Source organism: Acidovorax sp. NN32, from assembly GCF_057597245.1.
In genome coordinates, this window is sequence record NZ_CP199679.1 from 5,123,383 (window position 1) to 5,148,605 (window position 25,223).

The window sequence follows — 25,223 nt, forward strand, 5'->3', positions numbered from 1 at the left end:
CGTTCGTCATGGAATTCAGCGGGTCACGATGGATGCAGGCGCCTCGGGCTTGCGGTGGAAACGCACGCGCTTGAGCCACAGCTGCAGCGCGTGCCAGTGAATGCGGGCAATGATGGCCAGCGTCATCGCGGGGTAGCCCCAGAGCGCCTGGCGCAGGGTTTGGGGGGTGATGGGCTGGAGGGTGCCGCTCACGCTGGTCTGGATGAGCGGGCCGGTGTCGTCGTCGTGGTCGATGCGCACCACGGTGCGGCCTGCATCCTGTGCGCCGACCTCGGTGCGCATGAAGCGGAAGCGGTAGCCGCCGCTCACCTCACAAAATGGCGACACATGGAACACCTTGCGCGCCTTCTGTTCCACACCGTACTGCGGCGCATCCAGCAGGTAGCAGTGGCGCTCGCCAAAGGTGTTGTTGACCTCCACCACGATGGCGCGCAGGTGGCCGTCGGCACGGTGGCAGTACCAGAAGCTCACGGGCTTGAAGGTGTAGCCCAGCACGCGCGGATAGCAGTGCAACCAGACCTCGCCCGTGGCGTCGGTGACGCCTTCGGTGCGCAGCAGCTCATCGAGCCAAGCCAGCGCACCGCCCTGCGCGGCACTGCGGCCGTCGCCGTGGTCCATGTCATGGAAGCTGATGGCGCCACGCCGGTTCACCGCCAGCGCGCTGCCCAGGCCGGGCAGGCTGCGCATGGGCAGCATCAGAAAAAACGTGGGGTAGGCGAACGCATGCCGCCGGGGCCGCAGCCGCGTGTGGCGCACCTGGCCGAAGCCAATGAGGGGCGCTGCGGGTGGGGCCGGGGCGTGGCTCACGCAGCCTCCGCCAAAGGCGCTGGCAGGGCCGCACACAGTTGCTCGGCCACGGCTAGGCCGGATTTCAGCCCGTCTTCGTGGAAGCCGTAGCCCGTCCAGGCACCGCAGAACCAGGTGTGCTGCTGCCCTTGCAGCTTGCCCACCTGCTGCTGCGCGCGGATGGCGGCCATGTCGAACACCGGGTGGGCGTATTCGTAGCTGCCGATCACTTGTTCGGGTGCAATGTCGCGCACCGGGTTGAGCGACACCACCACCGGCTGGGCAAAGGGCACGGGCTGCAGCTGGTTGATGAGGTAGTGCAGGCACACGCGGGCCGACTCGCGGCTGCGCTGCGGGGCACGTTCGTAGTTCCACGCGGCCCAGGCAGCGCGGCGCTCGGGCAGTACGGACGTATCGGTGTGCAGCACGGCGCGGTTGGCCTGGTAGCGAATGGAACCCAGCACCGCGCGCTCGTGCGGCGTGGGCTGTGCCAGCAGGGCGAGCGACTGGTCCGAATGGGTGGCCAGCACCACCTTGTCAAAGTGTTCGGTGTGGCCTGCGGTCACCACGCGCACCCCGGCGGCGTCACGCTCGATGCGGCGCACGGGGGTGTTCAGGCGCTTGTCGGCGATGCCCGCCACGATCTTGTCCACGTAGTGGCGAGCACCGCCAGACACCGTCCACCACTGCGGGCGGTTGCTCACCTGGATGAGGCCGTGGTTGTGGCAGAACCGGATCATGGTGGCCACGGGGAATTTCAGCATCTGGTCGGTGGGACAGCTCCAGATGCAACCCAGCATGGGCAAGAAGTACCAGTCGCGGAACGCGTCGCCAAAGCGGTGCTCGCGCAAGAAGTCTCCCAGGGGCTGCATCAGCGCGGCCTCGGCCTGCTTTTCGGCAATGCGCGTGCAAAGCTTGTTGAAGCGCAGCAGGTCGCGCAGCATGCCCAGAAAGCGCGGGTTGACCAGGTTGGAGCGCTGGGCAAACACGGTGCTGAGGTTGGTGCCGCTCCATTCCAGCGCGCGGCCGCCGCCAGGGCCGCTCAGGGCGCCCGGCACCTGCACCGAGAACGACATGTCGGATTTGGCGGTCTCCACGCCCAACTCGGCCAGCAGGCGGATCAGGTGCGGGTAGGTGCGCTCGTTGAACACCAGAAAGCCGGTGTCCACCCCGTGGGTGACGGGGGTACCCGAGGCATCGGGTAGCGTGACATCGACGGTGTGGGTGTGCCCGCCGAAGTAGTCGCCAGCCTCAAACAGTGTGATGTCCGCCTGGCCGCGCAGCTGGTGCGCGACCGAGAGCCCCGAGATGCCGGAGCCGATGATGGCGATTTTCATGACCGGCTCCCTCTGGCCGGTGCACGGAATAAAAAGGTTGCGAAGCGTCCCGAAACGAATAAGAGAGGGAGGGAGGAGAAGCGCTCCAGGAGGTCAGTCGGAACCCGGGGGCCCGAAAGGCTTCGCAACGTTAAAACTGTACGCTGCGCAATCGTCTTGCGCAATGGATAGAGTGGGGTCACGCTGGCGAAGTTCCAGAGGCTCACTGTATTTTTTTTCAAGAAATGTAAAGAAGTCATGGCGGTCACCGGGGCACAGGCTGGTTCAGCTGTTGTTCGATGGCCCGCACCAGGCCTTTGTTGTCTGGGGCGGTCAGGCTGGAGTAGCTGTCCACCAGCTTGCCGTCGCGGCCTAGCAGGTATTTATGGAAGTTCCAGCGCGGCGCTGTGCCCGACAGCTGCGCCAGTTGCTGGAACAACGGCGAAGCCTCGGGGCCCTTCACGCTGCTCTTGGCAAACATCGGAAATTTCACGCCGAACGTGTTTTCGCAGAAGTCAGCAATCTCCTTGTTGCTGCCTTTTTCCTGGGCAAAGTCGTTGGACGGGAAGCCCAGCACCACCAGGCCCTTGTCTTTGTAGCGGGCGTACAGCTCCTCCAACCCCTTGTACTGGCCCGTAAAGCCACAGAAGCTGGCCGTGTTCACCACCAGCACCACTTTGCCGCTGTACTGGCACAGCGACTGAGGCTTTTCGTCCTGCAACCTCGCAAACGTGTGCTGCAGCGTGGCCGGGCAGCTTTCGGAACCCGCCGCGCGGACCGGGGGGGCATAGCCGACCGCCACTGCGACCAGCAGCAGAAGGCTGGCGGCCGAAAGAAAGCGTCTGTTAGAGGTGTTCATAGGACTTGGGATCGCAGTGGATATGGGCAATTTAACCATTCCATCATTTTTTGTCCACATGAGTTTTTATTTGGACTGATTGGTTTACGGGAATGCGAACCGCTCGGATTCAAAGTCCTGCAAAAGAAAGGGGTATTGCGGGCGCGCACGGGAACGGGGCGACAGGCGTCGCACGGCTGAAGGTTTGCCGTCGTGGTGGCAAGAGAGGGAGAATTCTGGGCACAAGCTGCCCGCCAGTGGCGCTGGGCGCCGTTGGGTGGCGTGGGCCTGTGCCAGCCCACCCGCTGCAGGTGGGGGGATGCGCCCGCAGCCCGGCGCGGGGTCAGACCAGGTTGAGCAGGCGGTCCAGCGAGAGCTTGACTCTCACGTCCTTGAAAGCCACCACGCCCGTGACCTTCCAGGGGGGCATGCCGGTGTCACGCGGAATGGGCTCGCCCGTGGGCATGCCGTCACGGTTGGTCACCACCGCCACCTTGGGCGTGGTGGCCGTGGTGCCCCGGCGAACGACCACGCCCACCTCCTGGCTGGCCAGCCGCACGAAGGCCCCGGGCGGGTATACACCCAGGGTCTTGACGAGCGCGGCACCAGCCTCGTCCACTTGGTGCTCTTCGTCGTAGTAGCTGGCCTGCATGGCCGCCGTGACGGGCATGGGCAACCGGGCCGCGCGAGGTGCCATGCGGGCGCCAAAAATGTCGGCACGCTGCAGCAGGCGGGCCATTTGCTGGGGTTCCGTCTTCTTGGCCAGCGGGCCGGGGGTGCGGTGGTGGTGGCAGCGCACCGCCTCCAGCCACACCGGGTCGGCCACGCCAAGCGTGCGCAGCAGCGCCTCGGAACGCTCCGCGTGGCTCTCGACCGCCGCAATCTGCTGGGCGGTGAGCGGATGGGTCTGCTGGGCCAGCTGGTCCTGCAGCTCGGACATGGCTATGTTCATGGAGAGCGCCGCGTGGCCCAGCTGCTGCACGCGGGAGGCGGGCCAGCGCAGCATCTCGCGCGCCACCACCATGCACACACAGCACACCAGCATCGAATGCGTGGCGCTGTACATGCGCGTTTCCTGCGCAGACAGGTAAATCAGGCCCAGCAGCGTCGCGTCGGGCGTCTGCTCGCAGTGGCGGGCCAGCTCGTCGTGCAGCGTCTGGAAGCGCCCGCCAAAATCAGCGGGCGAAGGTGCACGCAGCAACTGCGTGGCACGCAACTGCAGTTCGGGCCAGTCAGGCAGCGTCTTGCCAGTGCGGCCCCGCCCTCCTGCGTCGTCGGCCGCCGTCATCTTCATCGCGGCAATTTCACCCAGGTTGGTGTCGGCGATCAGCATGCGCTGCAATTGCGCGAGGTAGGCCCGGTGGCTGTCACCGGACTCATCGGTATCCACACACAGTTGCCGCCCCCGGCCCACCATCTTGGCCAGCTCTTCCCGAGTACGGATGACATAGCCTTTTTGCGCCAGCAACACGCCATCAGCACCCCGCAGCACAAACGGCAGAGGGTGGCCCAGCTGGATGGATTCGATGTTCAGGCTGACGAGGTTCATGGTGGTCGTTACATTATCTAACGGCCACACGCCCGGCTAAGCCGGGGCAACCCCGGGGATTGCCTGCTTTTTCAAGCAACCACCGGTCTCCATCATCCCGCTGGGGGTGTAGCGGGCGCCTCTGGGGCGGGCACGGGGTGGGCACCTCGCAAGCGCCGCAGCATGCGACCAAACCACTGCCCCAGATCATCCACCCCCGTGAACACGGCGGGGATGACCAGCAGGCTCAGCAGCGTGGACGTGATCAGCCCGCCAATCACCGCCACCGCCATGGGCGAGCGAAAGCTGGCATCCGCCGCACCAATGCCCAGCGCAATCGGCATCATCCCCGCGCCCATGGCCAGCGTGGTCATGATGATGGGCCGTGCGCGCTTGTGGCAAGCGTCGATCAGTGCCTCAAAGCGCGTCATGCCATGCTCGCGCCGCGCCAGGATCGCGTATTCCACCAGCAGGATGGAGTTCTTGGTGGCAATGCCCATGAGCATGATCAGCCCGATGAGCGAGGGCATCGAGAAGCTCTTTTGCGCGATCAGCAGGCCCACGAACGCCCCGCCCAGCGACAGCGGCAGCGCCGCCAGGATGGTCACCGGGTGGAGGAAGTCCTTGAACAGCAGCACCAGCACGATGTAGATGCACAACACCCCGGTCAGCATGGCCAGGCCGAAGCTCGCGAACAGCTCGCCCATCATCTCGGCATCGCCAATGGTGATCTGGCGCACGCCCGGCGGCAGGTTCTGGATGGAGGGCAGCGCTTCGACCGCCTTCGTCACGTCGCCCAGCGGCTGGCCTGACAACTCGATCTCAAAGTTGACATTGCGCGCGCGGTCATACCGGTCCACCACGGCCGGTCCGCCGCTGAACTCCAGCGTGGCCACCTGGCCCAGCATCACCGGGCCTTTGCTGCCCGGCACCGACAGGCGCTCCAGCAGCGACAGGTCCTTGCGCGCGTCGTCCTGCAGCTTGACCACGATGGGCACCTGGCGCGAGGCCAGGTTGAGCTTGGGCAGCGACACGTCGTAGTCGCCCACGGTCGCAATGCGCAGCGTTTCGGCAATGGCGCTGCTGGTCACCCCCAGGTCGGCGGCGCGCGCAAAGTCCGGGCGCACCGCGATCTCGGAGCGCACCAGGCTGGCGGTGGAAGAGATGCTGCCCAGGCCCGGGATGGTGCGCAGGTCCTTCTCGACCGCCAGCGCGGCCGAGGTCAGCGCCTGCGGGTCGTCGCCCGAGAGCACCAGCACGTACTTCTCGCCAGAGCCCCCCAGGCCCACCTTGCTGCGCACGCCCGGCAGCGTCTCCAGCGCTGCACGGATCTGGTTCTCGATGCCCTGCTTGCGCGGCCGGTCGCCGCGCTCGGCCAGCAAGATGGTGAGCGTGGCCTTGCGCGTTTCGGCATTGGCGCTGCCCATGAACGGATCGCCACCGGCCGAGCCCCCACCGATGGTGGTGTACACGCTTTGCACATGGTCCACCTTGGCGATGCGCTGGCGCGCATCCTCGGCCACGGCGCGGGTCTGGGCCAGCGTGGCGCCAGGTGGCAGCTCCAGGTAGACCTGGGTCTGCGAGTTGTCATCGGCCGGGATGAAGCCCGTGGGCAGCAGCGGGATCAGCGCCAGCGAACCGATGAAAAACGCTGCCGTGGCAATGAAGGTCATCCAGCGGTGTTTGATGCACCAGGCCGCCCAGCGCAGGTACACCGTCATCCAGCGCGGGTCCTTGTGCGTATCCACGATGGGTTTGAGGATGTAGGCCGCCATCATGGGTGTCAGCACCCGCGCCACCACCAGGCTGGCAAAGACCGCCAGCGACGCCGTCCAGCCGAACTGCTTGAAGAACTTGCCCGCAATGCCGCTCATGAACGCGGTTGGCAAAAACACCGCAATCAGTGTGAACGTGGTGGCCACCACGGCCAGGCCAATTTCGTCGGCCGCCTCCATGGCCGCCTGGTAGGGCGTCTTGCCCATGCGCAGGTGGCGCACGATGTTCTCCACTTCCACGATGGCGTCATCCACCAAAATGCCCACCACCAGCGACAGCGCCAGCAGCGTGATCACGTTGATCGAGAAGCCCAGCCAGTGCATGCCGATGAACGCCGGGATCACCGACAGCGGCAGCGCCACAGCCGACACGAACGTGGCGCGCCAGTCGCGCAAAAAGAGCCACACCACCAGCACGGCCAGCAACGCGCCTTCGTACAGCAGGTGCATGGAGCCGTCGTATTCCTCCTGCACAGGCTGCACAAAGTTGAAAGCTTCGGTGATCTCCAGATCGGGGTGCTGTGCGCGAATTTCCTTGAGGGCCGCCTGCACCGCAGAGCCGACTTCCACCTCGCTCGCGCCCTTGCTGCGCGCAACCTCGAAGCCCACCACGGGCTTACCGTTGAGCAGGGCCAGTGCGCGCGGCTCGGCAATCGTGTCTGTCACCGTGGCCACCTGATCGAGCCGCACATGGCGGCCGTCGGACAGTGCCAGCGTGAGCCCTGCGAGCTCCTGCGCCGACTGCACCGTGGCCAGGGTGCGTACAGGCTGTTCGCTGCCGCCCAGGTCGGTGCGGCCACCGGCACTTTCGGTCTGCACCAGCCGCAGCTGGCGCGAGACATCGGCCGCCGTAGCGTTCAACGCCTGCAGCTTGACCGGGTCCAGCAACACATGCACCTCACGCTGCACACCGCCCACGCGGTTGACCGCGCCCACACCCCGCACCGTGAGCAGCTTCTTGGCCACGGCATCGTCCACAAACCAGGACAGCGCCTCGTCGTCCATGCGGGTGGAGGCGATGGTGAACGCGAGCACCGGCTGCGCGGCCAGGTCCATCTTGGTCACGATGGGGTCGCGCACGTCGCCAGGCAGGTCACCGCGCACGCGGGCCACGGCAGAGCGCACGTCGTCAAGCGCTTCCTGCGTGGGCTTTTCCAGGCGGAACTCGGCCGTGATGGTGGCGCCACCGTCCTGCACCTTGGTGTAGATGTGCTTCAGGTCTTGCAGCGTGGCGATGCTGTTTTCAATCTTGCGCGCCACATCGTTTTCGAGCTGCGCGGGCGAGGCGCCGGGCAGCGCCACGGTCACGGAGATCGTGGGCAGGTCAATGTCCGGAAAGTTCTGCACCTTCATGGCGTTGAACGACAGCAGGCCGCCGAAGGTCAGCAGCACAAACAGCATCAGCGCCGGTATGGGGTTCTTGATCGACCAGGTGGATACATTCATGTCGAATGCTCCTCAATTGATAGCTGCTTGCGCTTTATTGGTAAGCGCTAGAGCCATTTTTTGCTTGAAATCCGGAGCTTGCGAGGTGCTGCTGGCGGGCGGCGTGCTCACCACCCGCACCAGGTCACCGTCGTTCAGGAAGCCAGCGCCACGCACCGCTACCGAGGCATTCGCGTCCAGACCCGAGAGCACCTCGACCCGGTCAGCCACGCGGCGGCCCGTCTGCACCTTGCGCATTTGCACACGCTGCTCGGCACCCACCACAAACACGTACGAGAAGCCGTCGCGCACCACCAGCGCCTCTTGTGGCACGGTGAGTGCATCGCTGGCGCCCAGCGCGAACTCACCACGCGCGAACATGCCCGCACGGAAGTCTGTGTTCAGGGGTAGATCAACGTACACCAGCGCATTACGCGTCTGCGGGTCCACCGTCGGCGCAATCATGCGCACCGTGCCTTCTGCCACCGCACCACTGGCCGCCGTCACGCTGACCTTGGCGCCCGGCGCAATCCGGCGCAGCTCGGTAGACGTGACTTCGGCGCGCCATTCGAGGCGCCCCTTGCGCACCATGCGGAACAGCTCGGTGCCCGCGCCCACCACCGCGCCCACGGTGGCCGTGCGGGCCGAGATCACGCCGCTGTCGGGCGCCACCACCTGGGTGTACTTGAGACGCAACTGCTGTGCGTTCAGCGTGGCCTTGGCCGCCTCCACGCGAGCCTGCGCGGTCTTCTCGGCCGTTGTGTACTGCTGGATCTGCTGCTGGCTCAAGGCGCCCGTGGCCTGCAGCGAGCGGGCCCGGTCGGCATTGGCAGCGGCTTCGGCCGCATTGGCCTGGGCTTCGAGCAGGCTGGCTCGGACCTGGGCCACATCGGCCTGTACGGTTTCGGCAGAGAAAGTTGCCAGCACCTGGCCGGCCTTGACCACGTCGCCCACATTCACACGCACGTCGGTCAGGCGCAGACCGTTGCTCTCGGCGCCAATGCTGGCCTCCTGCCAGGCGGCGACGTTGCCATTGGCCGCCAGGCGCAGCGGCACCGAGGTGCGCTGGGGTTGGGCCGTGCTCACGGTGAGCGCGGGGCGGGGCTGGCTGGCCTTGGGCTCATCGGCGGCGCGCGATGCGCTGGAGAACACCAGGGCGCCACCGGTGGCCAGTGCGCAGGCAGCGATGACGGCGAAGGCCGTGAGAGAAATCTTGAAACCTTGCGTTTGCATTGTGTGTATCCGTTCATCCAGTCGGTGTCAGGAGAAAGGGTGAGCGATCAGCCCACCCCCCCGGTTTTTCATTCAGCGTGCGGCGGTAGCCGCAGCAGAAGGGGAGGCTGCCGTGGTGGTGGTCTGCCCGTCCCATCCACCGCCAGCGGCGCGGTACAGCGCAACCCAGGCGGCCTGGCGTTCATGCTGCAGCGCGATCAGCGCGTTCTCGGCCGCCAAGGACGTGCGCCGCGCGTCTTCCAGCTCCACCAGACTCGCCAGGCCGCCGCGCCAGCGCGCTTCGGTGGCATCGAAAGATGTGCGATAGCCCGCAGCCGCCGTTCGCGCGCTGGTGCTGCGCTCGGCCGTGCTCTGCAGCCGCACCAGCGCCTGTTCGACCTCGCTCACGGCCTGGCGCACCTTGGCGCGGTAGAGCGCGGCGGCTTCGTCATAGCGCGCCTGCGCCGAGTCCACCTGCGCGCCGCGCCGGCCACCATCGAACAGCGGCACGCTGAGCGCCAGCGGGCCGATGGTCCAGGTGTTCAGGTCGGTGGTCACGCCACCGCTGCGCACCCACGCCGTGCCCACCGAGCCGCTGAGAGACAGGCGCGGGTAACGCTGGGCCTGGGCGCTGCCCACTTCGGCACTGGCAGCGGCGACTTCGCGCTCGGCGTTGTACACATCAGGGCGCTGGGCCAGCACCTGGGCGGGTAGCGTGGCGACGGCGAACAGGGTGTCGGGGGCTGCGGCGGCAGGCGTGGACAGGCGCGACCGCAGCGCCGACTCCTCCCACCCGGTCAGTGCCACCAGGGTCTTGACCTCCACGTCGCACTGCATGCGCTGCTGCGATGCACGCGCCTGCGCTTCGGCGGCACTGGCACGGGCCAGGGCAGCCGTGGCGGGCGCCGTGAAGCCGGCGCGTTCGCTAAGACCTGACAGGCGCGAGGTTTCGCCACGCGACTGCGCATCGCGCTCGGCCACGCGCAGCTGCTCCAGGCAGGTGCGCAGGCTGCTCGTCTGCTGCGCCACCTCGGCGGCCACGCTCACGCGCGCCTCGTGCCACAGCGCCTGTGCGCCCGCCAGCCGCTCATCGGCAGCGGTCTTGGTCGCGCGGTTCGCACCAAAAAGGTCAATCTCCCAGCTCGCCTGCAGCCCGGCCTGCGCCGTGGTCGCGATGCCTGCAAGCTGTTCGTTGAAACCCCGGCTGGCGCTGGCCTGCGCATCGAGCGACGGCAGCAGGGCGGCGCGGCTGGCCACCTGCGTGGCCCGGGCCTGCGCAATGCGGGATTGGGCCTGCGCCACACCGGGGCTGACGGCCTGGGCCGCGTCGATCAACTCCACAAGCAGCGGGTCGCCCAGCTGCGTCCACCATCGGGTCAGATCCCCCAGCGAGCCCTGGTGCGGCAAGGGCGCCTGCCACGCCACAGGCGGAGTGGTGGGCACTTGGGCGGGGGGCGCTGTGATGGCACAGGCGCCCAGGGCCAGGGGCAGGCAGGTGGCCCAGAAGAATCGGGTCTTGCTCAAAGTCATGCGTTGGATTCCTTGTGCGAATTCCGTGAAGTACTGCGGCGCGCGGGCTGTTGTACGGCCTGCCGCCTGGCGATCTCGCCCTGCACCATGCTCAGGGCGTAACCGGTCAGCCGGTCCACCCATTCGTCCACAGCCCCAGACCCCGCCAGCTGCGGTGCAATAGCCTGCAGCGGGTCGCGCTGGGTCCACATCTGCATAACCAGCCCGGCCAGCGAGAAGGCGAGGCGATGCATGTCGTCGTCCGCTGCGGCCACGCCCATGTGGCGGCACAGCACCTGGACCAGCGCCAGATGGGGGGCCCGGCACTCGCGCTCGATGAGCTCGGGCCACACATGGGTGGGGTCCAGCAGCTCGCGCACATGCAAGCGCAGCGACTGGGTCACAAGGTCATCGTGCTTGAGCGGCTCCAGAAAGCCACCGAAGTAGGCGGCCAGCGCCTGCTGCAAGGTCAGCGCAGGGTCGGCAAACACCGGGATGAGGTCGCTGCCGCTGCCGAAGGGCTCGTAGAACGTGGCTGTGTAGAGGCGCGCCTTGTCGCCAAAATGGTAGGCGATCGCCGCCACGTTGGTGCCGGCGGCTTCGGCAATGGCACGCACCGAGGTCTGCGCAAAGCCCCGCTCGGAAAACAGCTGCAGCGCGGCGCGCAGCAGGCGCACGCGCGTGTCTTCTCCGTCACTGCGGGCGGTGCGCTGGGCTGCGGGAATGAAATGGGCGCCGAAACTCATGGCACCGGATTACACACCAGAATTCAAACAATCGTTTGAATTAGCGATGCCACGCGGAAAATTCAGCCCGCAAAAATGCAACAAAACGTCACACCTTGGTGCGACTCAACCGAACACGGACCTCCACAGGGCCAGCACCGCATCGCGCTCGGCCTGCAGTGCGGGGGGGGCAACCTGGGTGGGCGCCTCGTCCAGGCGCGCCACGTGTTGCACGCGCCGCAGTTCGCGGTACGCATCCGCAGCCGCCACACCCACGCCAGGGGGCAACAGCCCCACCTGCTCGGCGCGCTGCAGCAGCGCGATGTTGCCCACATTGCCCACCAGCTCCGGGTGGTTTGCAGACTGCGAGAGCACCAGGTATTGAACGGCAAACTCCGCATCCACCATGCCGCCCGGACTGTGTTTCACATCGAACTGCCCGTCGCGCGTGGGGTGCGCTGCGCGCACACGCTCGCGCATGGCCACGATCTCCTCACGCAGGGCGGCAGCGTCGCGTTCGGAGGTGATGACAGCCTCGCGCACGGCATCGAAGCGCGCCTGCAAGGCCTCGCTGCCCATCACAAACCGCGCGCGTGTCATGGCCTGGTGCTCCCAGGTCCACGCGGTGTTGCTGCCCCGGCGCTGCTGGTAGTTGGCGTAGGCCTCGAAGCTCGTGACCAGCAGACCTGAGCTGCCATTGGGCCGCAACGCAGTGTCGATCTCGTACAGATCGCCTTCACCCGTCTTCACGGTGAGCCAGTTGATGAGCTTGCGCACAAAGGCCGCGTAGACCTCGGGGGCGCGTTCGTCGTCGTCATCGAACACAAAGACGATGTCCAGATCGCTGCCGTAGCCCAGTTCCTTGCCGCCCAGCTTGCCGTAGCCAATGATGGCGAATTGCGGGCTCTCGCGGTGGCGCGTCTTGAGCCGGCTCCAGCACCACTGGGCCGTGATGCGCAGCACGCTGTCGGCCAGGGCGGACAGGTCATCCGCCACCTGCTCGACGGTGATGCGCCGCTCCACGTCGCGCGCGAGGGTGCGGAAGGTTTCCGCGTGCTGGGCACGGCGCAGCAGGTTGAGCAAGGTTTCGTCATCGTCCTCGCCCGTGGACTGCAGCGACGCGAGCCGCACGGCCAGTTCGCGCTCGAAGTCGGCCACCACAAAACGTTCGGCGAGCAGCGAATCCCCCACCAGTTCATCGATGACACCGGGGTGCTGCAGCAGGTAGCGGGCGGGCCACTTGGCCGCGCCCAGCAAGTGCAGCAATTGCTCGTGCACAGAGGGGCGCTCCAGCAGCAGCGCCAGATAGCTCTCGCGGCGCAGCAGCGGCTCCAGCCAGTTGGCAAGGCGCAGGGCGGCCTCTTCGGTGACGCGGCCTTCCTTGAGCCACTGTGCGGTGCGTTGCACCAGCCGGAACAGGCGGGCACGGGCTTCGTCGCGCAGCCCCGCCACGCGCGGGTGGTTGCGCCATTCGGCAACGCGCTCGCGAAATCCGGGCGGCAACTGCTCCAGCAGCGTGTCGAATTCGGGGGGGGCTGCTGCCGCAGCGCGGGGGCCGCCACAGCCTCCGCCATTGCACTGCTTCTTGCCCGCCCCGCCCAGCAGGGTGTCGAATTCCTGGGCCACCAGTTCACGGTGTGCGTCCAGCTCGTGCAGGAAGGCGCAGCAATCGGGATACCCCAGGGTGTGCGCGATCCACGCAAGATCGTCATCGCGCGTGGGCAGCACATGGGTCTGCTGGTCATCCAGGTACTGGATGCGGTGCTCCACACGGCGCAAGAAGACGTAGGCCCGCGCGAGCGCATCAGCCGTTTCCTGCGGCATCAGACCCGCCTGGGACAGGCGTGTGAGCGCATCAAGCGTGGGGCGGCGGCGCAACTCGGGGAACTGGCCGCCCCGCACCACCTGCAGCAGCTGAACCGTGAACTCGATCTCACGAATGCCGCCGCGCGAGAGCTTGACGTCGTTGGCGCGCTCCGGGTGGCCCGCGCTGCGCTTGGCGGCATGGTCCCGGATCTGGCGGTGCAGCACCCGCAGCGCATCGAACACGCTGTAGTCCAGGTAGCGGCGGAACACAAAGGGCAGCACCACACCGCGCAGCGCCTGAACCTCAGGACTGGCAATGCAATCACGCGGTGCCACCACCCGGCTCTTGAGCCAGGCAAAACGCTCCCACTCGCGCCCATGCAGCTGCAGGTATTCCTCCAGCGCCGACAACGAGACCGAAGGCGGGCCAGAGTTGCCATTGGGCCGCAGCGCCAGGTCCACGCGGAACACAAATCCGTGTTCGGTGGTGTCGCCCACCAGGCTGTAGATGGCCTTGACCGCACGTGCAAAGTATTCGTGGTTCGAGATGCGCCCCCGGCCATCAGCCGTGCCCGCCGTTTCGCCATCGTGCTCGTACACGTAGATCAGGTCGATGTCGCTGGAGACGTTCAGTTCGCGGGCACCGAGCTTGCCCATACCGATGATCCACAGCTGCACGGGCTGGCCGTCCGGCCCGCGCGGCGCGCCGTGGCGCTCGTCCAGCTCCTGGCGGGCGTGTTGGCAGGCCCTGTCCAGCGCCAGCTCGGCCAGCTCGGTGACCGCGCTGGTAATGTCCGCCAGCGGCGCCTGCGCCTCGCAGTCCATCTGGATCAGCCGCTCCATGACCAGCTGGCGCAGCATCCGGAGCGCGGTGCCCGTGTCACAACCGCGTGCGCGCAGCGCGTCGTAGGCCTGCTCCATGCTGGGCCACCGGGGAACACCGGGCGGCAGGAGCAGCAGGTCAGCCTCGTAGCGGCGATGCAGGCGCTGATAGAAACGCGAGTGCGCGGCCCCGTGAACAAAGGTCGCGGAGGGATTGCAGGGGGATTCAGGATACTGGATCGACATGGCAGCCGCAGCGCAACGCTGCGTACATAAGAACACTGGTTTGTAGTGAACCCGCGCTAAGCCTGCGGGTCATAATTCCTGCCACATTCAATCCCACCATGATCGATCCCACCACGCACCCCACCCGCCTGCTGAAAATTGTGGCAGGTCTCGCGCGGTGGTCACTGGGCTTGCTGCTGGCCTTCTGGCTGCTGCTGACCATCGCGTGGGGGGCCCTTCATGGCTGGATTGTGCCGCGAATCGGTGATTTCCGCCCACAGCTGGAGGCGCATGCCGCACGGGCGCTGGGGGTTCCTGTCCAGATCGGTGCCATCGCGGCGCACACCGAAGGCCTGATCCCTTCCATTGAACTCTCGGATGTCACCCTGCTGGACGCTGCCGGCCGCTCTGCCCTGCGCCTTCCACGGGTGGTGGTGGCGCTGTCGCCGCGCTCCCTGCTCAAGGGCGGGTTCGAGCAGCTGTACATCGAAGAGCCCGAGCTGGATGTGCGCCGCACTGCGGACGGCCGCATCCAGGTGGCGGGTCTGGATTTCTCCCAGCAGCAGGGCGAGGACAACGCCGCCGCCGACTGGCTGTTTTCACAGGGCGAGGTGTTCATCCGGGGTGGCACGGTGCGCTGGACGGATGAGCAGCGCGGCGCCCCGGAGCTTGCGCTGGAGAAGGTGGACCTGCTCTTGCGCAACGGCAACTGGCACCATCACATGCGGCTGGATGCCACGCCGCCCGAAGCCTGGGGAGACCGCTTCACGGTGACGGGGCTGTTCCGCGCCCCCTTGCTGCGCGCGCGCGACGGCAACTGGAAACACTGGAATGGGCAGGTCTTCGCCGACTTTTCCCGGGTGGACGTCTCGCGGCTGCGCCACCATGCCGATGTGGGCGTGGAGATCGCACAGGGCCGGGGCGCGCTGCGAGCCTGGGCCGATGTGCAGCGCGGGCAGATTGTGGGCGGCACAGCCGACCTGGCGCTGGCCGATGTCAATGCCACACTGGGTGCAGGCTTACAGGCGCTGGTGCTGCCGTCCATTCAGGGGCGGCTGGGTGGACGCCGACTGAACGGGGGGTTCGAATTCTCGACCCAGGCGCTGCAATTCAAGACGGACGATGGTCTCACCTGGCCCGGAGGCAACGTCCGGCTTGTGCACACGGCAGCGGCCGGCAAGGCACCCGCGCAAGGCGAGTTCCGCGCCGACCGCCTGGACCTGGCTGCCCTGGCGCAGGTCGCCAGCCGCCTGCCCCTGGGCGCCACGGCACATGAGGCCGTGCGCACCTATTCACCCCACGGGCTCGTGGACGAGATCCAGGCCACCTGGAAAGGCCCTCTCGAAAACCTGCAGCAGTATCAAGTACGCGGGCGCATTCGCGGATTGGCGCTGGCAGGCGACACCCCCGCCAGCGCTTCCACCCAACTGGGCCTGCGGGGTGCCACGGTGGACATCGACATGACCCAGGCGGGCGGCAAGGCAGCGCTGACCATTGCCTCCGGCGCGCTGGTGCTGCCCGGCGTGTTCGAAGACCCGGTGCTGCCGCTGGACCGGCTCAGCGCCGATGTGCGCTGGCAACTCGATGGCGACCGCATCGCCGTGCAGGCCACCGACGTGCAGTTTGCCAATGCCGACGCCCAGGGCGAGGCCCGGGCCACTTGGCATACCAGCGATGCGGGCAAGGTGGCACACCGCTCTCGCTTTCCGGGGGTGCTGGACCTCACAGGCACCCTGAACCGGGCGGACGGGACCCGTGTGCACCGCTACCTGCCGCTGTCCATCCCCCAGGAGTCGCGCCACTATGTGCGCGACGCCGTGGTGGCGGGCAGCGCGAGCAACGTGCAGTTCCGCGTCAAGGGGGATCTGCACCACCTGCCTTTCGACGACCCCAAACAAGGCGAATTTCGCATCGCAGCCCGCGTGAAGGATGTCACCTACGCCTACGTCCCCACGCAGCTGCAACCGGCCAATACGTTGCCGTGGCCTGCATTGACGGAGCTGGCGGGAGAGCTGATCTTTGAACGCTCCTCCATGCAGGTGCGCGGCGCCAGTGGCAGTTTTGCGGGACGCCCGGGCCTGCGCCTGTCGAAGGTGGATGCCAAGATTCCAGACCTCTCCCATACCGTGGTGGGTGTCAGTGCCGATGCCCGGGGGCCGCTGACCGAGCTGCTCACGCTCATGAACACGTCGCCTTTGGGCCGGATGACCGGCAATGCACTGGAGCAGGCCAGCGGCACCGGCAACGCAGATTTCAAGTTGCGCCTGACTTTGCCGATCAGCGACATCGAAAAATCCAAGGTCCAGGGCAGCGTCACGCTGGCGGGCAACGAACTGCGCATTACCCCCGACACCCCGACGCTGAGCCGGGTGCGGGGCGTGGTGCAGTTCACCGAAGGCGGTTTTTCGCTCAATACCGTGCAGGCCCAGGCACTGGGCGGCGCTGTCCGGCTGGAGGGCGGCATGCGCGCTCTGCCCTCCAATGCCCCGGCCACCGAATCGGCTGTGCAGCTTCGCGCACAGGGCACCGCCACGGCCGAAGGGCTGCAGCAGGCACCACAGCTGGGCATGCTCTCGCAGCTGGCGCGCCGCGCCACGGGCAGCACCGCGTATTCCATGGCGCTCGCGTTTCGCCGTGGCGTGCCGGAGGTGCAGGTCACCACCAGCCTGCAGGGGCTGGCGCTGGCGCTGCCCGCCCCGCTGGGCAAGACGGCCGAAGGCAGCCTGCCACTGCGGTTTGAAACCCAGGTGGCCCGCGAATCGCTGGTGGGCCTTACGCAGGCTGGAAATGGCACCGAAGCCCCGCCTTTGCGCGATCAGATCACGCTGGACCTGGGCGCACTGGGCTCGGCCACTTACATTCGGGATCTGGGCGGGCCCCAGGCCCGGGTGCTGCGCGGTGCCATCGGCATCGGCCTGTCGGGCGGGGAATCCGCCCCGGTGCCCGCGCAGGGTGTGGCGGCCAACATCAGCCAGGGCAAGCTCGATGTGGATGCCTGGGAAGACGTGCTGACCCAGGCAACCGGCAGCGAACCCGCTGCACGCCCCGCAACCGCACCCGGATCGCAAGGCTCAACGGGGACGCCCAGCACGGCGCAGGACTACCTGCCCACCACACTGGCCTTGCGCGCCCGCGAACTCACGTTGCAGGGTCGCACCCTGCACAACATCGTGGCCGGCGCGCTGCGGGACGGCACCACCTGGCGTGCCAACCTCGACGCCACGGAACTCAACGGCTATCTGGAATACCGCCAGCCAGGCGGCGCCGAACACCCCAATGGGCGCTTGTTTGCGCGGCTCTCGCGCGTGAACATGCCCCAGAGCGACGTCACCCAGGTCGAGGCCCTGCTGGACGAGCAGCCCGGCGCCCTGCCCGCGCTGGACATCGTGGTGGATGACTTTGAACTGCGCGGCAAACGCCTCGGGCGTGTGGAGATAGAAGCGCAGAACCGGGGCGGAGATGGCACGCAGCGCGAATGGCGCCTCTCCAAATTCAATATCCTCGCGCCCGAGGCGAACTTCACAGCCAACGGCAACTGGGCGGTGCTGAACGCCGCAGGTGTGGGGCCCCGCACGCCGGAGCGGCGCACGGTGCTCAACTTCAAGCTGGACATCCGCGACTCGGGCGACCTGCTGGGCCGCATGGGCATGGCCAATGTGGTCCGGCGTGGCAAGGGCCGCATGGAAGGGCAGGTGGCCTGGATCGGCGCGCCGTTCAGCCCTGACTACCGCAGCATGACCGGGCAGATCAACCTGAACGTGGAGTCCGGCCAGTTCCTCAAGGCCGACCCGGGCCTGGCCAAGCTGCTGGGCGTGCTGAGCCTGCAATCGCTGCCACGCCGCCTGACGCTCGACTTCCGCGACGTGTTCAGCGAGGGTTTTGCGTTCGACTTTGTCCGGGGCGATGTGCGCATCGAGCAGGGCGTGGCCACCACGAACAATCTGCAGATGAAGGGCGTCAACGCCGCCGTGCTGATGGAGGGCAGCGCCAACATCGACCAGGAAACCCAGGACCTGCGCGTGGTGGTGGTGCCCGAGATCAACGCCATGACCGCGTCCCTGGTGGCCACAGCCATCAACCCGGTCATTGGGCTGGGCAGCTTCCTGGCCCAGGTATTTCTGCGCGGCCCGCTGATCGAGGCGGCCACGCAGGAGTTCCGCATCGATGGCACCTGGACGGACCCCCGCGTGGTGCGCGTGGCCCGCCGCAACCGCGAGGCAGGCCCTGCAACCGGCACGCCCACACGCCCCAGCGCACCCCGCACCGGAGAACCGTTATGATGAAAGTTGCTGCGATCCAGATGGTGTCCTGCACCCGGCTCGACGACAATCTGCGCGCTGCACGCGCCCTGCTGGAGCAGGCCGCCAGCGCAGGTGCCGAGCTGGCCGTGCTGCCCGAATACTTCTGCGTGATGGGCCACAAGGACACCGACAAGCTCGCCCTGCGCGAAGCACCGGGCGAGGGCCGTATCCAGCACTTTCTGGCCAGCGCGGCACGCGAGCTGCAGATGTGGATTGTGGGGGGCACCTTGCCGCTGGTGGCCACCACACCCGACCGCGTGCGCAACACCACCCTGGTGTTCAACCCCGCTGGCGACTGCGTGGCACGCTACGACAAGATTCACCTTTTCTACTTTGACAACGGGCGCGAGCAGTTCCACGAAGGCCGGGTCATCGAAGCGGGCAACACCCCCGTGCAGTTCGAGTTGCCATCGCGCGACGGCCACTGCTGGCGCGTGGGCCTCTCGGTGTGCTACGACCTGCGCTTTCCCGAGCTGTACCGCGCCCACGCCAGCGCGGGTGCAGACCTGCTGCTCGTGCCCAGCGCGTTCACCCACACCACCGGTCAGGCGCACTGGGAGCTGCTGCTGCGCGCCCGCGCCGTGGAAAACCTGGCGTATGTGCTGGCGCCGGCACAGGGCGGTGTGCACGAAAATGGGCGGCACACCTGGGGCCACAGCATGCTGGTGGACCCGTGGGGCACCGTGCTCGCCCAGCAGGAGCAGCTGGCGGGCGTGGTGTCGGGTGTGGTTGACCCGCAGCGTCTGCGCGACGTTCGCCTTCAGTTGCCCGCCTTGTCGCACCGCGTCCTGTGAAGATCCCGCAGCAGCGCACACTCTTCAGACGCTGGCGCGGCGCATGGCGGCGCTGGTCGCTGTGGACCCTGCTGGTAGCCCTGGTTATCTCCATGCTCGCCACCATGGTGTGGCTTGCGGGGCGCTACGAGGCCAGTCAGGTGCAGTCGCGCCTGGAGCGTGACACGGCCGACGCGGTGTCCGACATCCGCGTGGCGCTTACGCGCAACCTGCAAAGCCTGCAGGCCCTGCACGCGGGCGACCCGGGCCAGCTGGCCTGGGAGGTCGATGCAGCCGAGCTGCTGCGCAACCGGCGGGAGCTGGTGCGCATCGAGTGGCGCGATGCCGACCTGCGGGTACGCACCCATGCCCAGTCGCCCTACCGCCCCGTGGCCTGGGACGCCCGGCTGCGCGAGGGTAACCAGTCCGACGCCGCCATTGCCTGTGCCAACGCACGCCGCCTGAGCAGCCCAGCCTATTCAAGCAGCTACTTTCAGCCCCACGGCGACGGGCTGGGCTCGGAGATGATGGAGCTGTGCCTGCCGCTCACCTCGGGCGGGCGCAGCACGGGTTTCCTGGTGGTCACGTATTCGCTGCAGGACGTGCTGATCAACCTAGTGGCGCACAACCTCACCCGCAGCCAGGAGGCCTCGTTCACCGAGGCCGACGGCACCCGGCTGGCCGTGCTGGGCGCCGCGCGCCGCGGCTCGCGCATGTTCACGGCCACGCACCTGCTGGATCTACCTGGCAGCACCCTGGTGCTGCGCATGGACACCTGGCACAGCGCGCCCAGCCTGTTCCCCAATGTGCTGACCGCGCTGGTCACCGCCATGTCGATTGCGCTGGTCACCGTGATGGTGGTGCTGGTGCGCGACAACCGCAGGCGCCTGCGCGCCGAGCGCGACCTGGCCGACGCGCTGGCGTTTCGCAAGGCCATGGAGGACTCGCTGGTCACAGGCCTGCGCGCCCGCGATCTGGAAGGCCGCATCACCTATGTCAACCCGGCCTTCTGCGCCATGGTGGGGTTCAGCGCCCCGGAGCTGCTGGGCCAAAGCGTGACCGCGCCCTACTGGCCCCCCGAGCGGGTGGAGGAGTATCGCCAGCGCCAGGCCATCCGCTTTGCGGGCACTATGCCGCCGCGCGAGGGTTTCGAGTCCGAATTCATGCGCAAGGACGGCACCCGCTTCCCTGTGCTGATCATCGAGGCCCCGCTCATCAACGCCCAGGGTCTGCACACGGGCTGGATGAGCGCGTTCCTCGACATCAGCGAGCAGCGGCGGGTGGAAGAGCTGTCGCGGGCGTCACAAGAGCGGCTGCAGGCCACCGCCCGCCTGGCCACCGTGGGCGAAATGGCCTCGCTGCTGAGCCACGAACTCAATCAGCCCCTGGCCGCCATTTCCAGCTATGCCACCGGCTCCATCAACCTGCTGGAGGCGCCCACACCGGCAGAGCAGGGCGCAGGCGCCGCTGCCCATGCCGAGCAGCTGCAGGATGTGCGCATGGCCATGCAACATATTGCGCGGCAAGCCGAGCGCGCAGGCAAGGTGATCAAGAGCGTCCACGACTTTGTGCGCCGCCGCGACCAGGCGCGCGAAGCGGTGTACGCGCAGCAGTTGCTTGATGCCATCCTGCCACTGGTGAGCCTGCAGGCACGCAAGCTGGGGGTGCGCGTGAACACCTCGCTGGAGCCCCACCTGCCCCCCGTGTTGTGCGACCGCACCATGGTCGAGCAGGTGCTGCTCAACCTGGCGCGCAATGCCATGCAGGCCATGGACGACCCCGCCCTACCCGCGCGCATTCTGGACATTCGGGTGCGGCGTGCGGCGTCAAACCAGCACAGCGGCTGGATCGAGTTTGCGGTGACCGACCTGGGATCGGGCATTCCCCAGGACGTAGCCGAAAGGCTTTTCACCCCGTTTTTCACCACCCGCCCCGAGGGCATGGGTCTGGGGCTGAGCATGTGCCGCACGGTGATCGAGCAGCATGGCGGTTTTCTCGGATTTGTGCCCCATGAACCGCGTGGTACGGTGTTTACCTTCACGCTACCAGCAACAAGCCCCTGAACGGCTACGCGCAGGAAGGGGAACGCCGCCAGCGCGGCGGGGCGGCCCTTGCTCGGCGGCCCCCGCCCAGGCCGTGCCAGTTGCCGCGACTGCGCGTAACCGACAATCCACCAGATAACCGAGTTGAACCATGGAGCCCACCACCAACGCCACCGTGTACATCGTGGACGACGACGCCAGCGTGCGCGAAGCGCTGGCGTGGCTGTTGCGTTCGCGCAGGCTATTCAGCGAGTCCTTTGAGAGTGCCGAGGCCTTTGACGCCATGCTCTCAAGCCGGCCCGCGCAGCGCCAGCCCTGCTGCCTGCTGCTGGACGTGCGCATGCCCGGCATGAGCGGCCTGGCGCTGTTCGACCTGCTGGCGGTGCGCGGTGACCTGGCCACCATGCCGGTGATCTTCCTGACCGGCCACGCGGACGTGCCCACTGCCGTGGACACCGTCAAGCGGGGCGCGTTTGATTTCTGCGAAAAGCCGTTTTCCGACAACGCGCTGGTAGACCGTGTTGAGCAGGCGCTGGCCAAATCGGCCGAGCGCCTGGCGCAACTGCGTGAGCGCAGCGACCTGCAGGTGCGCCTGCGCGATCTGACGGACCGCGAGCGCGATGTGATGGACCTTGTGGTAGCGGGCCTGCCCAACAAGCTGATTGCTGACCAACTCGATATCAGCGTACGCACGGTGGAGGTGCACCGCTCACGCGTGTTCGACAAGATGCAGGTCAAGTCGGCCGTGGAGCTGGCCAACCTGCTGCGCACAGAGAAGTAGGGCTCTGCGCGCCCACCCCACGCCCTCTCGGGCGTGGTTGCTTACCCGCGTGGGCGCTCGCCCACAAAGATCTCCACGCGCCGATTGCGCGCCCGGCCGTCGGCCGACTCGTTCGTGGCGATGGGATACCGCTCCCCCATTCCATCGATGGCGATGCGGCGCCCGTCCACGCCCCGCCCCGTGAGATAGCTGCGCGTGCTGGCAGCCCGGTCCATCGAGAGCGGGTTGTTGATGGCGTCGCTGCCGGTGTTGTCGGTGTGGCCGACGATGCGGACATCAGTGTTGGGGTTGTTGCGCAGCCCGGCAGCGAACTGGTCGAGCACGGGCGCGAAATTGGGCTGGATGTCCGAACGGCCCACGGCAAACGAAATGTCGCTGGGGATGTTGAGCATGAGCTGGTTGTCGGCGGTCTGCGTCACGCCGATGCCGGTGCCTCGCGTGGCCTGCTCCATCTCGCGCTTCTGGCGCTCCATGTTCTGCGACCAGATGTAGGTGCCCAGGGCCCCCACACCGGCACCTACCACTGCCCCGGTGCCAGCGCTGCCGCCGGTGGCCGAACCGATGACGGCGCCTGCCAGCGCGCCCACGCCGGCCCCGGTGGCGGTACGGCGCTGGGTGTCGTCCATGCTGGCACAGCCAGTGGCCAGAACGATGACGGCGGTGGCGCCGAGAAGAATGTGTTTGCGCATGGTGGTGCTCCTTGAAAGATTCAACGGAGCTGGGCGCTTCGGGACTTCCGATCGCGTGCCGCATGGCCTGTGGTGGGCCTAGGCCTCGGGTGCGCCCAGCTCATCGCCATCGTGGCTGCAGCCGGGCCGGGGCACCATCGGCACAGCGGCACCCTGGCTGTAGGACGAAGCCGCCTGGGCACGCTGCACGCGCGCAGGCAAGGTCATTGCGCCGGAGGTGGTGGGGGAGCTGCCTCGGGGGATGCCGCTGGCGGTAGAGGCAAAGGCTCCTGCGGCGGCGGCTGCAGCTCGCCACCCTTGCGGCCCGAGAACATCGTCCACCAGACGATGGCCACCAGCAACACCAGCGCCAGCAGCGCTTCAAGCAAAATCAGCCCCATGAAATTGACACTCCTGCGCGTTGCTTTGACGGCGCTGATTGTAGGAACGCTGGCCGCCTGCTCCACGCCCCCTGCCCCAAGCCCCTCCCGCCCAGGGGCCATCCCCGCGCCACCACCGCCCAGCACCGTGGTGCTGCCCGGCGACACCGGCCCGCTGCCGCCACCGATGTCACAGCCCAAAAGCCGCTGGATTCCCGTGCGCTGGGCCGAGCTGCCGGGCTTTGCCGACGATGCGTTGCACGAGGCCTGGAACGCCTGGATCAAGAGCTGCGAACGCCCCCAGCCCCCCTTCACCGCGCTGTGCAGCGAAGTGCGCCAGCTCAGCATTGCCACCGCCGACGAGCAACGCGCGTGGCTCATCGCCCGCATGCAGCCCTACCGCGTTGAAGCAACCGACGGCAACCCCGAAGGCCTGCTCACCGCGTACTACGAGCCGATGATGGAGGCCACCCGCCAGCCAGGCAATGGGTTTACCGTGCCCATCTACCGCGTACCAACCAGCCTTGGGGCCCGCAAGCCCTGGTACACGCGCCAGCAGATCGAGACCCTGCCGGAAGCGCAGGCCGCGCTCGCGGGCCGCGCCATCGCCTGGCTGCGCGACCCGGTGGAATCGATGGTGCTGCACATCCAGGGCTCGGGCCGCCTGCGCATCGCCGAGGCAGACGGCACGGTGTCGCTGGTGCGCGTGGCTTACGCGGGCACCAACGACCAGCCCTACCAGAGCATCGGCCGCTGGCTGCTCGACCAGGGCTACACCCGCGACGCCACCTGGCCCGGCATCCGCGCCTGGCTGGCCGCCAACCCCCAGCGCACCAATGAGCTGATGTGGACCAACCCGCGCTACGTGTTCTTTCGCGAGGAGCCTCTGAACCCGCTGGACGCAGGCTTCGGCCCGCGCGGCGCCCAGGGTGTACCGCTCACCCCCGGCCGCTCCATCGCCGTGGACCGCCAGAGCATCCCGTACGGCACACCCGTCTGGCTGGCCTCCAGCGGCCCGCAGGTACAGCTCAACCGCATGGTGCTGGCGCAGGACACGGGCAGCGCCATCCTGGGGGCGGTGCGTGCAGACTTCTTCACGGGCTGGGGCCCGGAAGCGGGCGACATCGCCGGGCGCCTGAAGCAGAACCTGCGGCTTTGGGCGTTATGGCCCCGATGATTTTGAATTATTTTGGGCTCTTCTAGCGAATGCTAGTGATGACCCTTTAATCGCGCCCCATGGCCCTGATCTTTAAGGTACGACGCCTTTGCGTCTGCCCCAGGAGAAGGCCATGCGACAGCAGCAAATGACGCGCTTGATCCACAGCTTGCCCCAGCTGACGCACCACCAGCGCCAGCAACTGGCAAGCTCCCTGCAGGTGCTGCTCGATCACAGTCAAGCCATCGCCGTTGTAGAAGCGCACAGCGGCGTTTCCCGGGCTTGCCCGCATTGCAACAGTTCCCTGCTCGTCAAGAACGGCTCGGCCAATGGGCTTCAACGCTTCAAGTGCCGCCATTGCGCGCGCACCTTCAACGCCTTGACTGGCACACCGCTGGCGCGTTTGCATCTGCGGAACAAGTGGATGGGTCAGACACAAGCTTTGGGCGAAGGCCTCTCGCTCAATCAGGTGGCCCAGCGCCTGGGCGTGGCACAAAGCACCGCTTTTTGCTGGCGTCACCGCTTCCTGGCCTGCCCAAGCAACCAGCAGGCTCGCCAGCTTGTGGGCATTGCCGAGACCGATGAGTCCTACTTCCTGGTCTCCTGCAAGGGTCAAAGAGGCTTGCTGCGCCGCCCTCGCCGACGGGGCGGTAAGGCGCTGGCTGGCTGCAAGGGTTCGGAGTACACACCCGTACTGATGGCGCGAGACCGTGCAGGAGCAACGGTCAACCTCGTCCTGGAGACGAACCAAGCTGTGAGTGTGCAAGCCGCACTCAAGCCCTTGTTGCCGCTGGACACCATCCTGTGCACTGATGGCAGCGTCACTCTGGCCAGCGCAGCGCGGGCACTGGGCGTGCAGCACCAGGCGGTGAACGTAAGCCGAGGTAGACGAGTGAGAGGGCCCTGGCACGTGCAGAACGTCAATGCCTATGTCAGCAGGCTGCGCGGGTGGATGCAGCGCTTCAAGGGAGTGGCAACGAAATACCTCGATTCGTACCTGGGGTGGTTCAGGTTGTTAGACCGATCAGGCCCGATGGGTCCACAACCCGCCCTGGTGCTGGGTGCGGCCATGGGGAATCAAGACGTCGCTAGAAGAGCCTTATTTTGGCTGCTAGCGCTTATTGAATAAGCGCTAGCAGCTATTAAATTAATAGC

At 67.1% G+C, this 25,223-nt stretch carries 18 protein-coding genes; 6 read left to right on the top strand and 12 right to left on the bottom strand.

Features of this window, described 5'->3' with window-relative positions; translation table 11 throughout:
• Positions 1 to 15: 15 nt before the first annotated feature.
• The 9 genes from ACT89O_RS23765 to glnE form a co-directional block, all read right to left on the bottom strand.
• A complete protein-coding gene (locus ACT89O_RS23765) occupies positions 16 to 807 on the bottom strand; it encodes a DUF1365 domain-containing protein (protein WP_487261370.1) in 792 nt (263 codons plus the stop codon).
• Positions 804 to 2,123, bottom strand: a complete 1,320-nt coding sequence (locus ACT89O_RS23770; RefSeq protein ID WP_487261371.1) for an NAD(P)/FAD-dependent oxidoreductase — start codon at positions 2,121 to 2,123, stop codon at positions 804 to 806. The genes ACT89O_RS23765 and ACT89O_RS23770 overlap by 4 nt, the downstream gene beginning before the upstream one ends.
• Before the next feature lie 244 nt (positions 2,124 to 2,367).
• The gene (locus ACT89O_RS23775; protein WP_228897181.1) at positions 2,368 to 2,961 is read right to left on the bottom strand and encodes a glutathione peroxidase; all 594 of its coding nucleotides are present in this window, start codon (positions 2,959 to 2,961) and stop codon (positions 2,368 to 2,370) included.
• A 322-nt stretch (positions 2,962 to 3,283) separates the two neighbouring features.
• Positions 3,284 to 4,489 (bottom strand): HD-GYP domain-containing protein, encoded by a 1,206-nt coding sequence (locus tag ACT89O_RS23780; RefSeq protein WP_176887530.1) that lies wholly within the window; start codon positions 4,487 to 4,489, stop codon positions 3,284 to 3,286.
• Between the two features lie 92 nt (positions 4,490 to 4,581).
• Positions 4,582 to 7,689 carry an efflux RND transporter permease subunit gene (locus ACT89O_RS23785; protein WP_228897179.1) on the bottom strand — a complete coding sequence of 1,036 codons (3,108 nt, stop codon included), beginning with the start codon at positions 7,687 to 7,689 and terminating at the stop codon, positions 4,582 to 4,584.
• 12 nt (positions 7,690 to 7,701) lie between these two features.
• Positions 7,702 to 8,901, bottom strand: a complete 1,200-nt coding sequence (locus tag ACT89O_RS23790; RefSeq protein ID WP_487261372.1) for an efflux RND transporter periplasmic adaptor subunit — start codon at positions 8,899 to 8,901, stop codon at positions 7,702 to 7,704.
• 72 nt (positions 8,902 to 8,973) lie between these two features.
• The gene (locus ACT89O_RS23795) at positions 8,974 to 10,410 is read right to left on the bottom strand and encodes an efflux transporter outer membrane subunit (protein ID WP_487261373.1); all 1,437 of its coding nucleotides are present in this window, start codon (positions 10,408 to 10,410) and stop codon (positions 8,974 to 8,976) included.
• A complete protein-coding gene (locus ACT89O_RS23800; RefSeq protein WP_176887534.1) occupies positions 10,407 to 11,135 on the bottom strand; it encodes a TetR/AcrR family transcriptional regulator in 729 nt (242 codons plus the stop codon). Before ACT89O_RS23800 ends, ACT89O_RS23795 begins: the two co-directional genes overlap by 4 nt.
• Before the next feature lie 105 nt (positions 11,136 to 11,240).
• The gene (gene glnE, locus ACT89O_RS23805) at positions 11,241 to 13,988 is read right to left on the bottom strand and encodes a bifunctional [glutamate--ammonia ligase]-adenylyl-L-tyrosine phosphorylase/[glutamate--ammonia-ligase] adenylyltransferase (protein WP_487261374.1); all 2,748 of its coding nucleotides are present in this window, start codon (positions 13,986 to 13,988) and stop codon (positions 11,241 to 11,243) included.
• A gap of 98 nt (positions 13,989 to 14,086) precedes the next feature.
• Here glnE and ACT89O_RS23810 point away from each other — a divergent pair, with 98 nt between their 5' ends.
• The 4 genes from ACT89O_RS23810 to ACT89O_RS23825 all read left to right on the top strand — a co-directional run bounded on the left by ACT89O_RS23810 (position 14,087) and on the right by ACT89O_RS23825 (position 21,864).
• Positions 14,087 to 18,247: a YhdP family protein gene (locus ACT89O_RS23810; RefSeq protein ID WP_487261375.1), complete on the top strand. Its 4,161-nt coding sequence runs from the start codon at positions 14,087 to 14,089 to the stop codon at positions 18,245 to 18,247.
• On the top strand, positions 18,247 to 19,062 hold the full coding sequence (locus ACT89O_RS23815; RefSeq protein WP_487262902.1) for a carbon-nitrogen hydrolase family protein: 816 nt from the start codon (positions 18,247 to 18,249) through the stop codon (positions 19,060 to 19,062). The genes ACT89O_RS23810 and ACT89O_RS23815 overlap by 1 nt, the downstream gene beginning before the upstream one ends.
• Positions 19,063 to 19,154: 92 nt before the next feature.
• Positions 19,155 to 21,104 (top strand): two-component system sensor histidine kinase NtrB, encoded by a 1,950-nt coding sequence (locus ACT89O_RS23820; RefSeq protein WP_487261376.1) that lies wholly within the window; start codon positions 19,155 to 19,157, stop codon positions 21,102 to 21,104.
• 130 nt (positions 21,105 to 21,234) lie between these two features.
• The gene (locus ACT89O_RS23825) at positions 21,235 to 21,864 is read left to right on the top strand and encodes a response regulator transcription factor (protein ID WP_055394714.1); all 630 of its coding nucleotides are present in this window, start codon (positions 21,235 to 21,237) and stop codon (positions 21,862 to 21,864) included.
• 41 nt (positions 21,865 to 21,905) lie between these two features.
• Here the strand turns inward: ACT89O_RS23825 and ACT89O_RS23830 are convergent, their stop codons facing one another.
• The 3 genes from ACT89O_RS23830 to ACT89O_RS23840 form a co-directional block, all read right to left on the bottom strand.
• Positions 21,906 to 22,553, bottom strand: coding sequence for a YiaD family glycine zipper/OmpA-like lipoprotein (locus ACT89O_RS23830; RefSeq protein WP_055394716.1), 648 nt, complete (start codon positions 22,551 to 22,553; stop codon positions 21,906 to 21,908).
• Between the two features lie 78 nt (positions 22,554 to 22,631).
• On the bottom strand, positions 22,632 to 22,760 hold the full coding sequence (locus ACT89O_RS23835) for a hypothetical protein (RefSeq protein ID WP_255669686.1): 129 nt from the start codon (positions 22,758 to 22,760) through the stop codon (positions 22,632 to 22,634).
• A complete protein-coding gene (locus ACT89O_RS23840) occupies positions 22,757 to 22,933 on the bottom strand; it encodes a hypothetical protein (RefSeq protein WP_487261377.1) in 177 nt (58 codons plus the stop codon). The genes ACT89O_RS23835 and ACT89O_RS23840 overlap by 4 nt, the downstream gene beginning before the upstream one ends.
• On the opposite strand from ACT89O_RS23840, the gene mltA reads away from it, so the two are divergent.
• A complete protein-coding gene (gene mltA / locus ACT89O_RS23845; protein WP_487262903.1) occupies positions 22,866 to 24,089 on the top strand; it encodes a murein transglycosylase A in 1,224 nt (407 codons plus the stop codon). The genes ACT89O_RS23840 and mltA overlap by 68 nt on opposite strands.
• Positions 24,090 to 24,201: 112 nt before the next feature.
• Positions 24,202 to 25,197, top strand: a complete 996-nt coding sequence (locus tag ACT89O_RS23850) for an IS1595 family transposase (RefSeq protein WP_487261378.1) — start codon at positions 24,202 to 24,204, stop codon at positions 25,195 to 25,197.
• Positions 25,198 to 25,223 lie beyond the last annotated feature (26 nt).

Bases quoted from the DNA above. Each gene is read 5' to 3' on its own strand.
- ACT89O_RS23815 (WP_487262902.1), top strand. From the start codon at position 18,247: ATGAAAGTTGCTGCGATCCAGATGGTGTCCTGCACCCGGCTCGACGAC.
- ACT89O_RS23820 (WP_487261376.1), top strand. From the start codon at position 19,155: ATGCTCGCCACCATGGTGTGGCTTGCGGGGCGCTACGAGGCCAGTCAG.
- ACT89O_RS23830 (WP_055394716.1), bottom strand. From the start codon at position 22,553: ATGCGCAAACACATTCTTCTCGGCGCCACCGCCGTCATCGTTCTGGCC.
- ACT89O_RS23795 (WP_487261373.1), bottom strand. From the start codon at position 10,410: ATGACTTTGAGCAAGACCCGATTCTTCTGGGCCACCTGCCTGCCCCTG.
- ACT89O_RS23775 (WP_228897181.1), bottom strand. From the start codon at position 2,961: ATGAACACCTCTAACAGACGCTTTCTTTCGGCCGCCAGCCTTCTGCTG.
- glnE (WP_487261374.1), bottom strand. From the start codon at position 13,988: ATGTCGATCCAGTATCCTGAATCCCCCTGCAATCCCTCCGCGACCTTT.
- ACT89O_RS23790 (WP_487261372.1), bottom strand. From the start codon at position 8,901: ATGCAAACGCAAGGTTTCAAGATTTCTCTCACGGCCTTCGCCGTCATC.
- ACT89O_RS23825 (WP_055394714.1), top strand. From the start codon at position 21,235: ATGGAGCCCACCACCAACGCCACCGTGTACATCGTGGACGACGACGCC.
- ACT89O_RS23785 (WP_228897179.1), bottom strand. From the start codon at position 7,689: ATGAATGTATCCACCTGGTCGATCAAGAACCCCATACCGGCGCTGATG.
- ACT89O_RS23835 (WP_255669686.1), bottom strand. From the start codon at position 22,760: ATGACCTTGCCTGCGCGCGTGCAGCGTGCCCAGGCGGCTTCGTCCTAC.
- ACT89O_RS23780 (WP_176887530.1), bottom strand. From the start codon at position 4,489: ATGAACCTCGTCAGCCTGAACATCGAATCCATCCAGCTGGGCCACCCT.
- ACT89O_RS23810 (WP_487261375.1), top strand. From the start codon at position 14,087: ATGATCGATCCCACCACGCACCCCACCCGCCTGCTGAAAATTGTGGCA.
- ACT89O_RS23850 (WP_487261378.1), top strand. From the start codon at position 24,202: ATGCGACAGCAGCAAATGACGCGCTTGATCCACAGCTTGCCCCAGCTG.
- ACT89O_RS23800 (WP_176887534.1), bottom strand. From the start codon at position 11,135: ATGAGTTTCGGCGCCCATTTCATTCCCGCAGCCCAGCGCACCGCCCGC.
- ACT89O_RS23840 (WP_487261377.1), bottom strand. From the start codon at position 22,933: ATGGGGCTGATTTTGCTTGAAGCGCTGCTGGCGCTGGTGTTGCTGGTG.
- ACT89O_RS23770 (WP_487261371.1), bottom strand. From the start codon at position 2,123: ATGAAAATCGCCATCATCGGCTCCGGCATCTCGGGGCTCTCGGTCGCG.